The organism is Idiomarina rhizosphaerae, from assembly GCF_024159085.1.
Taxonomy (GTDB): Bacteria; Pseudomonadota; Gammaproteobacteria; order Enterobacterales; family Alteromonadaceae; genus Idiomarina; species Idiomarina rhizosphaerae.
Map to the genome: position 1 here is coordinate 313,131 of NZ_JAMZDE010000001.1, position 14,449 is coordinate 327,579.

The 14,449-nt window shown below is 49.0% G+C and carries 11 protein-coding genes; 7 read left to right on the plus strand and 4 right to left on the minus strand.

Annotation, left to right across the window (positions count from 1 at the left end):
- Positions 1-70: 70 nt before the first annotated feature.
- The 4 genes from NJR55_RS01575 (at position 71) to NJR55_RS01590 (ending at position 5,748) form a co-directional block, all read left to right on the plus strand.
- Positions 71-2,191 (plus strand): methyl-accepting chemotaxis protein, encoded by a 2,121-nt coding sequence (locus NJR55_RS01575; RefSeq protein WP_253617250.1) that lies wholly within the window; start codon positions 71-73, stop codon positions 2,189-2,191.
- Complete coding sequence (locus tag NJR55_RS01580) at positions 2,172-2,849, plus strand: TorF family putative porin (protein ID WP_253617251.1); 678 nt, start codon at positions 2,172-2,174, stop codon at positions 2,847-2,849. The genes NJR55_RS01575 and NJR55_RS01580 overlap by 20 nt, the downstream gene beginning before the upstream one ends.
- An 87-nt stretch (positions 2,850-2,936) precedes the next feature.
- The gene (locus NJR55_RS01585; protein ID WP_253617252.1) at positions 2,937-4,844 is read left to right on the plus strand and encodes a methyl-accepting chemotaxis protein; all 1,908 of its coding nucleotides are present in this window, start codon (positions 2,937-2,939) and stop codon (positions 4,842-4,844) included.
- A 94-nt stretch (positions 4,845-4,938) separates the two neighbouring features.
- A complete protein-coding gene (locus tag NJR55_RS01590; protein ID WP_253617253.1) occupies positions 4,939-5,748 on the plus strand; it encodes a UDP-2,3-diacylglucosamine diphosphatase in 810 nt (269 codons plus the stop codon).
- 3 nt (positions 5,749-5,751) lie between these two features.
- On the opposite strand, the gene NJR55_RS01595 is transcribed toward NJR55_RS01590, so the two are convergent.
- Both NJR55_RS01595 and NJR55_RS01600 read right to left on the minus strand, forming a co-directional pair.
- Positions 5,752-6,546, minus strand: a complete 795-nt coding sequence (locus NJR55_RS01595; RefSeq protein ID WP_253617254.1) for an SDR family NAD(P)-dependent oxidoreductase — start codon at positions 6,544-6,546, stop codon at positions 5,752-5,754.
- A 92-nt stretch (positions 6,547-6,638) separates the two neighbouring features.
- Positions 6,639-8,024, minus strand: a complete 1,386-nt coding sequence (locus NJR55_RS01600; protein WP_253617255.1) for a family 43 glycosylhydrolase — start codon at positions 8,022-8,024, stop codon at positions 6,639-6,641.
- Between the two features lie 178 nt (positions 8,025-8,202).
- Here NJR55_RS01600 and NJR55_RS01605 point away from each other — a divergent pair, with 178 nt between their 5' ends.
- Positions 8,203-8,658, plus strand: coding sequence for a MarR family winged helix-turn-helix transcriptional regulator (locus tag NJR55_RS01605; RefSeq protein ID WP_253617256.1), 456 nt, complete (start codon positions 8,203-8,205; stop codon positions 8,656-8,658).
- Positions 8,659-8,781: 123 nt separating this feature from the next.
- Positions 8,782-9,201, plus strand: coding sequence for an organic hydroperoxide resistance protein (locus NJR55_RS01610; protein ID WP_253617257.1), 420 nt, complete (start codon positions 8,782-8,784; stop codon positions 9,199-9,201).
- A gap of 64 nt (positions 9,202-9,265) precedes the next feature.
- Here NJR55_RS01610 and NJR55_RS01615 read toward each other — a convergent pair whose 3' ends face one another.
- Positions 9,266-11,263 (minus strand): PhoX family protein, encoded by a 1,998-nt coding sequence (locus NJR55_RS01615; RefSeq protein ID WP_253617259.1) that lies wholly within the window; start codon positions 11,261-11,263, stop codon positions 9,266-9,268.
- Between the two features lie 126 nt (positions 11,264-11,389).
- Entirely contained in the window at positions 11,390-12,238 is an 849-nt protein-coding gene (locus tag NJR55_RS01620; RefSeq protein ID WP_253617261.1) for a TraB/GumN family protein, read from the minus strand.
- Between the two features lie 232 nt (positions 12,239-12,470).
- Between NJR55_RS01620 and NJR55_RS01625 the strand changes: the two genes are divergently transcribed.
- Positions 12,471-14,399 (plus strand): hypothetical protein, encoded by a 1,929-nt coding sequence (locus NJR55_RS01625; protein ID WP_253617263.1) that lies wholly within the window; start codon positions 12,471-12,473, stop codon positions 14,397-14,399.
- Positions 14,400-14,449: the final 50 nt, after the last annotated feature.

Consider the following 14,449-nt stretch of genomic DNA (forward strand, 5'->3'; position numbering starts at 1 on the left):
TTCGCTCATGCTTTGTATTTTCCGCCCGATATAAGTAGACGACCTTTATATCGGATGCCTGGATACTTTTATGCAAACAGCGTCACTGCGTTTTAAACTTATATTTGGTGCCGCCTGCCTGCTTATACTAAGCATGGGCTCACTAACACTGTACAGCTGGTACTCAATGAACCAGGCCGGGCAAAATGCTATTGAGCAAATTAGTGAACCTCTGGAAGAACAAGTAACCGCATCTTTAAATGACACCGCGTTACGCTTTGCCGGCAATACTGAGGCTTTGCTAAACCGTAGCTTCGATATTCCGGCAGGACTTGCCTCTATCATGCGCCATACCGCCGTAGGCAGTGAGGGAGAACCCTACACCCGTGACGAAGTAAAGTTTCTGGCAAGAAACCTGCTGCTCGCGCACCCTTCTGTTTCTTCCATATATAACCAGTACGAACCCAACGGTTACGACGCCCTTGATGACGAGTACAGCTCCAGTGAGCCACATACCTCAAACCAGGGAACGCTGGAAATTTACTGGGTGTCGGAAGGCGCGGATCAGGCTCGATTTATCGAGACCGAAGACACGTCAGAGAAATACCTTACAAACTTAACCGAACAAGGCTTCCGCGAAGCCGAATGGTACCTTTGTAGCCGTGATAGCTTAAAACCCTGCCTCATAGAGCCTTACTTATATGAGATCAGCCCCGGCGAAGAAATGCTGTTAACCTCACTGGTGTATCCTGTTGTGGTTGATAATGAGTTTCGCGGTGTTGCGGGTGTAGATATTAACTTACCGGTATTACAAAACCGTATTCAGCAACAATCTAAGGAATTTTATCAGGGCAAGGCGAATATGTTTCTGGTCAGCAGTAACGGCTTCGTCGTCGCCAGTAACCAACACCCTGACCGTCTTGGTAAGTCGCTGGAATCCATTAATCCGGATTTAGCTGAGCTTCTCGACAGTCCTGGCCAGTCAGAATTTAATGTCGCCGACAATATAGTGGTTAAACAGCCAGTTTATACCGAAGCCTCGGATACCACCTGGTGGATCATTGTCTCCGTACCCCGCGAATTAGCTTTTGCAACTGTTACTGAGCTGTCAGAGAGCCTTGAAGAAGACACTGCATCGACAGTCTGGGGGCTATTAATGATTGCGGCATTACTATTAGCCGTGTTCGTCACTCTGGTCTTTTTCTGGGTCAGTGCATCCACTCGTCCACTGAATAACCTGAGTATGCTAATGAAAGAGTTAGCCGGTGCCGAAGGCGACCTTACCCGACAACTAGAGCGGACCTCGCACAGCGAATTAAACGATCTGGCCGACGGGTTTAACTTATTTACTGCCAAACTTCGCGATTTAGTCCGGGCTTTGAAAAAAGTGGCCGAAAACGTTGCACTGGAAAGTCGGCATATGCTGGAAAGCTCGAAACAGGCATCCAGTGCTACCGAGATACAAGCAGACCAGGTGCAACAAGTGGCTACCGCTATGAACGAAATGACCGCAACAGCGAATCAGGTTGCATCATTGGCCAGTGACACGGCACAGGGTGCAGAAGAATCCAGTAAGTCATTGAATAGAGCAAACAGTCTGGTCAATCAAACCCTGTTGGCATTCCAGCAAGTTGCTGAAGAGTTCGACCAGGCGCGCCATCAGTTTACCGAAGTTGCTGCCCGCAGTGACGAAGTGACCGGCATTACGCAGACCATTGATGGCATTGCCGAACAAACGAATTTGCTGGCACTAAATGCCGCCATTGAAGCCGCGCGTGCGGGCGACCAGGGCCGTGGATTTGCCGTGGTCGCCGATGAGGTGAGAACTCTGGCACAGCGTACCCGCCAGTCGACAGAAGAAATCAACGGCCTGATTCAGGGCCTTCAAAAGCAGGTTCAGGCAAGTGTTCAGCAAATGGAAAGCAGCGCAGTAAAAGTAACGCAGACACTTGAAGGCGCAAAACAAGCCTCCGAGCAGCTGAATTCAGCCACTGAGCAAGTACAGTCAATTAATGACAACGCGTTCCAGGTAGCCTCAGCCGCCGAAGAGCAGAACCAGGTAAGTGAAGAAATCAGTCGAAACATCAGCGCTATCAGTGATGCCACGCACGATTTAGAAAAATTGTCGGGACAGATTACTCAGATTAGCAGCGCGCTGGATAACGCCTCAGGCGAAATGGAGGAGCAACTCAATGCACTTAAAAGCGATTAATATAGCCCTGTTTGCCGGTTTCCTAATCAGTGGCACTGCGCAGGCGTCCTGGGACTTAACCGCGACGGCAACCAGTGACTACCTGTTTAACGGGGTAACTCAGACTGACGGTGACCCGGCGCTACAGTTTATTGCCAATAAAAACTTTGATAGCGGCTGGTACGCCGGAGGTTTTGCTTCCAATGTCGATTTTGGCGACGATACCTGGCTGGAGCTGGACGCGTTTGGCGGCCGCTACTGGCAGATTAATGATGAGATTGGCGTCGAGCTGGGCGCTTTATATTACAGCTATTATGGTGACGGCAGCGACATAAACTACGGCGAAACCACCGCGGCTGTCGATATCAGTGATTTTCGCTTTCAACTCTGGTACGCCTGGGATTACGCCGGCAGCGACGCCAAACATCTGGTTGCAGCAGTTTCTTATCAGGTGTATAGCGACGGTAAAAATGGCGTCAATGTAGGATTTAACCAGTCGCGCTCTTTGGACTCTGAAGATTTTCAGTGGGATACCCGAGACCACTACAACCATGCCTGGATAGCTTATGACAGAAACTGGCAGCAGTGGAACTTTATGGTTTCCTATAATCACACCACCTTAAGCAGTGACTGGGGTGGCGGTAATACCCTGGCAGCGAACGTCACTTACACGTTTTAGAGTTTTTCGTTGCCAACACTCAGGCTCTAACATAGGATTGCGCCACTAACATTAGTGGCCCTTTAAAATATGACTATTCTCAAACGTATGAGCTTATGGCTCAGCCTCAGTATCCTTTCTCTTACAGTCCTTGCAGTTATCGTTGCGGCCACTCAAACGAGTAATAAGATAAGAGCCGATCTTGATAATGAAACGGCACTAATTGCCAGCACCGTTCAAGATATGCTGACTATCACCGATCGCTTAATGCGTGATGAGGTAGATGCCAGCTTGTCGGTATTGAATCATTTAGTAAATACCCGCGGCGGACTCAGTGTGGGCGATACGACGCGAGTAGGCGAACAAACTGTACCAGACCTTTTATTAGACGGTAAACCACTGGCCAACAGTACCGAGCTGGTTGATCTCCAGAGTCGGCTTCAGGGTGGAACCGCAACGATATTTTCGCGTAACGGCGACGAGTTTATTCGTATTACCACCAATGTGCAGAACTCACAAGGTAATCGCGCTACGGGCACCCGCTTAGATAGTTCAACTCAGGCATACCAAACTGTTATGCGCGGCGAAACCTACCGGGGTCAGGTCAACATTCTCGGTCAATCGTACATTACGGCGTATCAACCCATTATAAACAGTGCAAACCGAGTAATTGGTATTTTATATGTTGGCTACCTAGCCAGTTTTGAAGAGTTAAAACACTACATTGCAGAGGAACGCGTTTTAGAGAATGGTTTCGTTGCCCTGAGGGACGATCGCGGCACTATTCGCTTGCACTCAACGCATCTGACCCCCGATGAAATTACCCGTATTGTCGACGGAAATACGTCTGACTGGCAAATTTCAGAGACTCCTTTCCCCAACTGGCGGTATGACGTTTTAGTTGGCGTGGATGAGGATGAAATACATGCTCTGGTGCTCGAGCAAGCCGTTAAGATGAGTGTCATTATTATCGTATCCGGCCTGCTCCTGCTGGGCTTGATTTTATGGCTGGTTCACAGCGTTGTACTTAAGCGTATAAACCGCATGAATTCGATGATACGCCGTATTGTTGAAGAAGAAGGTGACTTGCTTCAGCGCATGAACTCTGACTCTCCCGACGAGCTTGGGGATATGGCACGCCAGTTCGATGCTTTGCTTGAGCGTATGCGCTTAACCATAGCGTCGGTGGCTACTTTGAGTAAGCAGTCACACGACGAGTCGGCTAAATTGGCTCAGATAGCACGCCACTCCGATGAGCTTGCCGGCGAGCAGGCTATGGAAGTTGAAACCATTTCAGCGGCGGTACATGAACTTGCCACAACGGCACGTAACGTGGCCGACAACACCAGTTTAGCCGAAACATCGGCAGTAGAGATTAGCCAGCAGGTTCAATCAATGCAGGACATGATTAACCAGTTGCGCAAACAACAGGTTGGTTTAGCCAAGGAATCGGAACGAGCACAACAGGAGCTCGCTTCACTGACCAAAGCTTCTGATGATATCGCGCGTGTTATGGAAGTGATAAATGCGGTGGCAGAGCAAACTAATTTGCTGGCTCTGAACGCGGCTATAGAAGCGGCGCGGGCCGGAGAAGCCGGACGAGGCTTTGCCGTCGTTGCAGATGAAGTCAGAGCTTTGGCGTCGAGAACGCAGAAATCCACGGAAGACATCGCTCATTTATTACGTAGTCTGCACGATGGTGTCGAAGCCGTTGGCGGCGTCATTGTGGCTCAGGCCGAGCAGTCACAGCAAAGCCTTTCAGCTGTAGAAGAAGTGTCGGGAATGAGCAACACAGTGAGTCAGGCGGTTGAAAATATTACGAGCCAAAACGCTCAGGTGGCAAGTGCCGCCGAGGAACAAAACGCCGTATCCTCTGATGTCAGTGTACGCTTAGAGCGACTTAAAGAGCAAAGTACAAACGTCGCCGAACAGGCAGAAGAGACCGCCAGCTCCAGTAATACGCTCAGCGGCTTGATTCAGCAGGTTGATGACCAACTGAAACGATACAAAGTGTAACGAGTTAACCGATGTCACAAAAGCTTAAATGAACTGTCAACGGCGGTTCATTTAAGCAGAGGAGTATGGACGAAACCCACAGTGGGAGATCGTTATGCCTCAGGCTCGCTTGAACGCCCGAACTTTGTTTATTTCCGACGTACACCTTGGCTCCAGAGACTGCAAAGCCGAATTTCTGCTTCACTTACTCAAACGCGTTGATGTTGAACGGTTGTATCTGGTTGGCGACATTGTCGACTTTTGGGCAATGAAACGGCAGATATTTTGGCCGGATCGGCACCATCAGGTACTTCAGCAAATACTGGCTATGGCACGTAACGGTGTCGAAGTTATCTACATTCCAGGCAACCATGATGAAGTTATGCGTAAATATCGCCATCCGGATGTGGCCAGTATTCGTATTCAACGTCAGGCTATTCATACTACCGCGGACAACAAGCGGTTGTTGGTGATGCACGGTGACGCGTTTGATGCAGAAACCTGCCACAGTCGCTGGCTGTCTTTTGTCGGCGACCATCTTTATGACTTCTTACTGTGGCTTAACCGAACAACAAACCGCATTCGCAACCTGTTTGGCCACAATTACTGGTCATTGTCGGCCTACGTGAAAAGCCAAATTGGTAAAGCCGAAGAAGTCATTGGCCGCTATCGGGCAGCCTCATTCCGCGAAACTAAAAAGCGCGGTTTAGACGGTATTGTTTGTGGGCACATTCATCACCCGGAACTAGTCGAGTCAGACGGCTTACTGTACGCCAACACGGGTGACTGGGTGGAAAATTGCACCGCTCTGTTTGAAAACCACGACGGCGAGCTGTCGCTGATGAAGTACACATTATCGGATGCTCAGCCAGCTCGCTTAAGTCGCTTCCGTCGGCGTCGCCGCGCCTATAACAACGCGGCCTGAACGCTAGGTTAAGGTATCGACAATACCGCCTTCGACTCGCAACGCTGCGCCGGTAGTGGCGCTGGCCTGCGGCGATGCCACGTAAACACTCATATTAGCGACCTCTTCAGGTGTTGCTAAGCGCTGGATAATGGACGAGGGGCGGTTCTCCTGAACAAAGCGGGATTCTATTTTGTCCTGAGAGACGCCCTCTTCCTCGGCCATATCCTTAAGCATTTTAAGCACGCCTTCTGAGCGTGTAGGACCGGGCAGTATGGCGTTAACTGTCACTTGAGTGCCACTAAGTACTTTCGCCAACCCTCGAGAAATAGACAACAGCGCTGATTTTGTCATGCCGTAATGCACCATTTCACTCGGAATATTAATGCCCGATTCACTCGATATAAACTGAATACGACCCCAGTCTCGCTCCTTCATGCCTTTCGCATAATGGCGCGAGAGTCTCACCGCACTCATCACGTTCACATCGAAAAACTGCTGCCAGGTATCATCGTCCACCTCAAAGAAGTCCTCGGGCCCGAAAATACCGACATTATTAACCAAAATATCGGTGTCTGGTTGCTGCTCAGTCAGAGTTTTGCAACCTTCAGCGGTTCCAAGATCGGCTGCGACACCTTCAATACCAGCATCAGGAGCCACTTTTTTAATCTTGGCGATGGCTTCATCAACCCGTTGTTGAGTACGCCCGGTGATCACAACATTAGCACCAGCCTTGGCGAGCCCCTCGGCAATTGCAAAGCCAATACCTGCTGTAGAGCCAGTAATAATGGCGTGTTTTCCGTTCAGATCAATGTGCATAAGCTGCTCCTTTTTTCTGAATACCCGTGCGACATAGAAAAACTATAAACGCACGGCTTATTAAGGAAAACATGGGACTCTTTTTCTCATATTCAAGGTGCCGAGGCTCGGAAGGTCGCCGCCTCTTTTTCAATATCAGACGAAGCTTTACTAAGCTTCAGGCTACCTTCATGCAACACCAGATAGACCTCTGGCTTATCAACCAAATGATAAGAAGACCACTCACTATTGGCCAGGCCTTCAACCTGCTTAAAGGTCGCGTTGGCGATAAAACGGTCTGTGCCATCGTGCTTGCTCACGGTTAATTCGCCATTTTCCGAGACAAGGTAGAAGCCAGGTGACGCTTCAGGCTGGAACGAAACGGTATTCTTTTCACCGCGTAACGACTGCAGATGCCACAGCTGGCTATAGTTTTCTTTCTCACCAGCAACAACAACGTCACCTTCACCCTGATAAGTCAAAAACTCTTTATTTGAAAAGGCCTGCAACTGTTTCGCGTCGTAGTGAATACCCGACGCCGTTGGCGTGATTTTCAGGATGCTGCCGTCTTCATCATACTCAAGATGCTCTATCGAAACCGAACGGCGGTAGTTCCCACCCGTTGGCAGCGCGGCGGTGTGATAAACCAAATACCACTGTTCTTCAAACTCAAGCACTGCCTGATGGCTAGTTCCGCTATCGGGCAGCACATCCATTATCAGCCCCTGATATTCCCACGGTCCTTCAGGCGAATCACTGACCGCATACGCCAGCTCTTCAGGGTAGTTCATTGCAAATGTCAGGTAATATTTATCCTGGTATTTATGCAGCCACGGCGCCTCAGTGAAGGTACCCGGCATGTTATTGATATCAACTTTATGAATTTCACTGTCCAGTTCGATCATATTGTCTTTCAGACGTGCATAGTAGAGGTGGGTATTTCCCCAATACAAATACGCTTGTCCGTCGTCATCAATAAATACTGTCGGGTCGATATTGTCCCACGGCTCCGGTGCCATAAATTCAGGAGACTCGGTCATATCCGGCGTTATCAGTGGCCCGCCTATTGCGTCTTTCCAGCCATTAACCGGGTCATCCGACACCGCCACTCCTATCGCAAAACCTTGCTTTTTCGGATCGGGGTCATCGTTTAGTACAGTCACATACCAGTAAAACTTACCGTCTCGTTCAGTCGCCTGGGCCGCCCAGGCGGTATCGCCTTTTGCCCAGTCAAATTCAGTGCGGGGAAAGGCGCCTTCCAACGTCCAGTCCTTTAAGTTATCTGACGAATAGATAGACCACTCGCGAAGGACAAAAAAATCGCCGTCTTCTTTAGCTTCGTCATGGCCTACATACAGATAGACCACACCGTCATGAACTAGGGTTGCCGGGTCGGCGGTAAAATGTTCTTTAATAATAGGGTTTCCGGCCACAGCAGAGCCAATAGCTGAAGCAGCCAGCACAAAGCCCCCGAGCATAGTCATTAATTTATTCGGCATATAGCATGGTTCCTGGTTTTAGGTATTCGGGAAATAGCTTTAGAGACTACCCCGAACTTAATTCGCACAAAGTTAATTTGTATTACTATAATACATTAACTGATTTAACTACAAACCCTAAACTTTGTTTGTAAGCTGACTTTGCGTATCATTGAGACAAACGACACAGGAGCAACGCATGACAGACAATAACAGTAATAAAGCGCTCAGGCTGGATAACCAGCTTTGCTTTGCGTTGTACTCAACCTCTCTAGCAATGAATAAGCTCTACAAGCCTCTGCTCTCAAAGCTTGATTTGACCTATCCGCAATACCTTATTTTACTGCTTTTATGGGAGCGCGATGGCGTAACCATTACTGAAATAAGCCACAAGTTGTTTCAGGAAAAAGGGGCGTTAAGCCCGGTTATTAAGCGGCTGGAGCAACGCGGGCTAATAACCCGAAAGCGCAATACCGACGATGAGCGTCAACTGCATTTATACCTCACCGAACAAGGCCGTCAACTGGAACAGTCTGCCTGCGATGTTCCGGAGCAGGTTTTCTGTGCCACTCAGCTTGAGCCTAATGAAGCCCTTGCCTTAAAACAAACCCTTGAATCACTGCGGGCGCAGTTACAAGACAAGCCCAACCGCTAACCAAATCAAATGTATCGAAAATATCGATAATACTGTTCGGAAAATACTGTTATCGCGATAACTATTATTGCACTAACATTATGTGTGTTAGTTCCCAACACACCAACTAGTAAGGTAATCGTTATGGATATTCTGTACAAAGCTGTAGCAACATCAACCGGCGGACGCGATGGTCAGTCAGAGTCTGACGACGGCCAACTGAAAGTAAAACTGACAACGCCTAAAGAACTGGGTGGCGCAGGCGGCGACGGTACCAACCCGGAGCAATTGTTTGCGGCAGGTTATTCAGCCTGTTTTATCGGCGCACTGAAGTTCGCTGCGGGTCAGGAAAAAGTCAAACTGCCCAAAGACACTGAAGTTAAAGCCGAAGTAGGTATTGGTCAGATTGAAGGCGGGTTTGGCATTGATACCACTCTGAACATTCATTTGCCGGGCATGATCCAGGACGAAGCGGAATCTCTTGCTGAAAAAGCACACCAGGTGTGCCCTTACTCAAACGCGACGCGTAATAACATCGACGTACGCCTGAACGTGACGGTGTAACCGTTATTAAAACCAGCGGTGTTAATAGTGTCAGCCGATCAGCTTAACTGATCGGCTGGCTATTTCAGGCTCCTACTACCCCGCCGTCTTCACGAGTAATAATAACCGTGGCTGAGCGCGGACGCGCACCGTTACCGGCAGGCCAGCTACTGCTGAACTTACCCGGCGCCAGTCGGTCACCAGGGTGCTGAACATTCACGAACATGGTTTTGCCATCGGGCGTGGTAACCACCCCGGTAATTTCGCAATCCACAGGCCCCACCAAAAAGCGCTTCAACTCGCCAGATTCCGGGTTCGCAGCGTACATGCCGTTATTACCAAAACTACCCTGACTTAATAGCTCGCCACTCATGTCCGTTTGGATCCAGAGCGTGCCTCTATAATCAAACCACAGGCCGTCCGGGCAGGCGAACTGGTTGTCGGACGTTAAAGTCACATCATTTCCTTCGGCATTCGGGGTGTGAGTACCCGCTTCACCGCCCATTAAGAAAATGTCCCAGTGAAAGGACTCAGCACTTTGCTGCTTGTCTTCGCTCCAGCGCACAATATGACCGTAAGCGTTTTCTGCACGCGGGTTCATGGCATTTGTCTGCACTTCGGTGCGGCGGGTGTTATTGGTTAAGCTGAAGTAGACTTCTTTGGTCGTTGGGTGAACCGCTCCCCATTCCGGGCGATCCATTTTCGTAGCACCCATAACGTCGGCCGCAAGCCGAGTATTTAACAGCACATCGGCCTGAGAATGGAACTCAACGCCCGCTTCGCGAACCTTTGCCTGAAACTCTGAGTTTTCAATATCTAACGGCAGCCAGCGACCAGTTCCGTCATCATTAAAGTGCGCAACATACAGCGTACCTTCATTCAGCAAATCGCCTGAAGCAGTTGCTTTGTAATAAGGTTTCGCCGAAACAAACTTATAAATATATTCAAAGCGCGAATCGTCGCCGGAATAAGCCACAAGCGGCTCTCCTTCCACTGCCGGAGCAAACACAATACCTTCATGAGCAAAGCGACCGAGCATGCTTCGTTTAACCGGTGTGCTTTTAGCGTTGAAAGGGTCTATTTCAACAATCCAGCCAAAGTGGTTCGGTTCATTCCGGTAGTCTTCCGCGGCCGAAGCTCCGGTAGAAGAGGCATTAAAGCGCTCAGTTTCATCAAGACCCGGCGTTGCCGTTTCCCAGTAGTAACGGCTGTTCTCGCGGTTCACACCGTACCTTTCATGCTCACGAGGATGAGTCTCGTCATCGTTCATGAAACAGCCCGCCCAATTTTCTTCGCAGGTTAAATAAGTGCCCCAGGGCGTATGGCCATGCGAACAGTTATTAATGGTTCCGCGAGTCTTGGTGCCTTCAGGGCTAAAGCGGGTTATCAGCTTGTCATGACCGGCAACGGGACCGCTCATTTGCATTGGGGTACTAGCGGTAATTCGGCGGTTGTAGGGGCTGCCTTCAATCAGCTGCCATTCTCCATCCGGTTTACGAATAATATGAGCCACTGACACACCATGTGCCATCATCTCTTTCAGCACTTCCTGCTGCGGACGTGGTGCGTTAGGGGAAAAACTAGCGTGCAGAATTTGTGGATCAACGTATTCATGGTTCATCACCAGCAGCCCTTCTTTCGAGGAAGCGCCACCTTCTTTCACGTCTATGGGAAAAAAATGCATACCGTCGTGATGCGAGCCAACTTGCCGTGCCTGATCTAACGCCGAATTGCTAGCGTCAGTTTTAAACTCGCCGGCACCTGGTACAAGTGGCGTACCCCAGGGCAGAAAAGGCTGAGCACGATACCCAACGGGTACATCAACAACATCGGTTCGATTGCCGGCAACGGCCTGAAAACCAAGCCCCGCGGATGAACTGGCAGAGCCTTTAGAGGACGTACAACCCGCCATTAAAGGCGACAACATAAAGGAGCTGACGGCAACGCCAAGACCACCTTTAAGGAAAGAGCGCCGGCTTAACTGACGGTTCACCACATCGTAAAAGTCATCACCTTTTGACTTATTACAAATTGGATCAACACCTGAAATGTCAATCTTCAGCTTTTTCTCTTTCGTGGTCATGCCGTCTTCCCCGTTCTGAAACCTCTGGCTTAACAAGCTCAGCGTTATATTTTCGAACAGGCAATAGTACTGACTTTAAATGACAGTTTGATTACGTCGTTAACCAGCTTTAATGACGGCTATTTCCTACATTTTTTGAATATCAGCGCCCTGCTTTTCAAGTTGCTCAAGCACGCCTTGCTGGCCACCAAGGTGCCCCGCCCCAACGGCCACGAATACGGTATCAGACTCATTTACCTTAGCGAGCTTTGTTATCCATTCATTGTTACGTTTCGTGATCAGCTCGTCTAACGCCTTCGGAGGTAGGTTCTGGTTTAAGTAGCGGGTGAGTTTATCCAAATCGCCCTCGAGCCAGGTCTTCTGGATATCGGCAAAAACCTCTTCAATTTTTTCCACTTCCGCAAGCGTCTGCTCCAGCAATTCACCCTCACCAGATTCACTTTGAGCCGCCCGTAATGCATCAATTTGTCGCTCAACGGTTTCGAGTCCTTTAACTGGTATGTCCGAGCTTTTTGCCAACTCAAACAGCTTTCCTTCAGAGCCACCTTCGGCGGTGTAACCCGATTGCGCAATGGCTTGCGAAACAATGACAATTTGTGCAAACCAGGCATTGAGCGGTTCTAGCGCACTGGCGTTCATACCATACTTTTCTGCCAACGTAGTGAGCTGCTGCCAGGTATCACTGTCAACCGTGTCAGATAACTTACCCTCGGAGCGGCGGGCATGCTGCATAAACAAGGACTGAGCACTTCCTAACTTTTCAGGATGCACTTCAAACCATACCGTTTCGCTGTTTTTAAGCGCACTCTTTGCCGTTTCAGACAGGATTATGGCGTCTTTTTTGGCCGCATGCAGCGTGCCGTATACCCAAATGGTCTGGTCTTCTTTTGTCACCTTGTAGAGAATTTCAGCCTGCGCGGAGGTACTCAATAAACACAATACAAAACTGATGAGTATCGTTTTCAACTTCAGCATAGTTATCTCCGGTCTATTTTTGTAGCAGTAGTCTCATATTTGCCAGTATACGACAACTCTATAGCGCTCATCAGCCGGTTAACGGGTAAAACCCACCGCTAGCCTATGTTTTTACAAATCCTTAACTTAAAATTGTGCGCTTTAACAGGTACCCTTAGAGACCATGCTTTAAACGAGCAGAATTTTTAGCGCCAGCTGGTACAGCCATCAGTAAAACAGATTAGGTACTGTTATGAATAAAAAAGGAATTTTGTTGCTTATTGGTGCGCTTTCAGCGGGCGTTATTACGCTGAGCTGCAACAGTAACGGCAGTTATTCAGCAAGAGAGGTACTGAGTGTGGAGCAAAAAGAAGCGGCTTTGGCTGAGTTACAGCAAAAGAGAAAAGAGCGTAAGGAAAAAATCCAAACCATTGAAGATAAAGCTCTGTTTGAAGCTCTGGAAGGCGAGGAGTTTATAGCCCACCGGAACATTTACAGAACGATAAAATTCGATGAAAAACCTGCGCAGTACTTTTATGTTGAGCCTTTCAAGGCTTCTTATATTGGCCCTTTAGGTCGCCCCTACACCGCCGACCGCTTTAAACGACTAAAAGACTACGAGAGCCCACAAAAGCTTCTGGATATTTACCGTAACAATTTTGTGGCTTCCACCGCTTCACGCGAGGGTCAGTGGTTTCATGTCCGTGAACCTTTTGCTTTTCCCTTTAGAAGTCAGCTGCAGTTTACCCAGGTAGTTATGGATAACGGAGACGTTAAAGCCCTACCCGACCTATTAGACTGGGTTGCCCAAACCGATGAAATTCGTTACGACCCGGAACGCTTTTATTTTAAAGAGCCGCGTACCGAAGACGACCCACAACCCGTTAAACTGCTCGGCGACGTTGAAACTGAGTTACCAAAAGATGTGCTTCAGTTCGAGTTTAAAGCAAGCGAGGTAGGCAAAACTCTTGAGCAGCGCGGATACTCTGTCACTCTGGTTAAGGTCGGTGATTTTAACTACGACATAAAAATTGAAGTACCGGATGACCAGGCAATGCCGCTGCGAGACGAAGACATTATCGGCGAAGCCCTCTCTCCGACAGAGCGCGAACTTCAACTGCGAATGGATACGACACTGCAGTCTGATTATCACGAACGAATGGGTGAATGGCTTGACGAAATTATAGAGCGGGCCCTGCGAGGCGAAGTTGATGCAGAAACCGTGCGCACCGAGGGCAATAACTTACATGACAAACTTTCCGTAGGCGAAGGCCGCGTTCTGCATAAAGCCTTTTCTTTCATGGGGCCGGTGGCTACCGCACGAGTGACTTTGCTGCCGCGCAAGAAAACCCGCGATAAAGTAACCCACAAAATTGAAATTCCAATTCATTTCCTTGGTCAGCAAGGCAATAGTGATGAGATTGATTTAAGCACTTTGCCTGATATCGACCTGGAAGGCCCAGTTTATGATGAAAGGCCAAAACGACGAGTCGATTTAACCGAAGAACAAATGAAACAGCTTATTGATATTCGCTATGAAAAAAGTCGGCACCTTCCGGAATATCAACACACAGAACGGATCTATCTGAAATACCCGCCGGTACAAAGCCAGCTTTTTATCAGCAGTTCAGACCGCTACCACTTCAACTTAGAGCCAGAATTTAAGCGAGTGATACTGACCGAAATGGTGAAATTTTTCGATGATGCAGACGAAACCATTGAGTTAACACGCGACAAAGATGATGTATTCAGTTTCACCACATATGGCTTCGCGTATACCCCTGAGTATATGCCGGAGCCGCCCGCCCGTATCGAAGCCCGCATTCCGGTATTAACGGCACCGGATATTGTCAAAAAAAGCTACAGTGCCGACAATTTACCCGACGGTATGCGCTTAGACGGCAACCGACTTGTTGTTGACTACAGCGTGTTTACTCCCGAAGAAACCCTGGACGGCACTCGGTTGAACACAAAACTTCGCAACCGAATTTTCGCGAAGAACGCAGAGCAAAAATACCTGCAGCCCTTTGAAAACGTTATTCTACTTGAGCGCGAAGACGGCGAGCCGGTGCACGTGTTCTATTATTACGGACAGCCTGAAAGTATTGAGCTCTGGTATCGCGGTGCAACGAAAGTCGTCGACTTCAACCTGGATGTTGAGTCCCGGGAGCAGAAAGGTTAGTTCATATTGAAAATAATCGGTGCGGCTTGTGCCGGGCGAAGTTCGCCCGG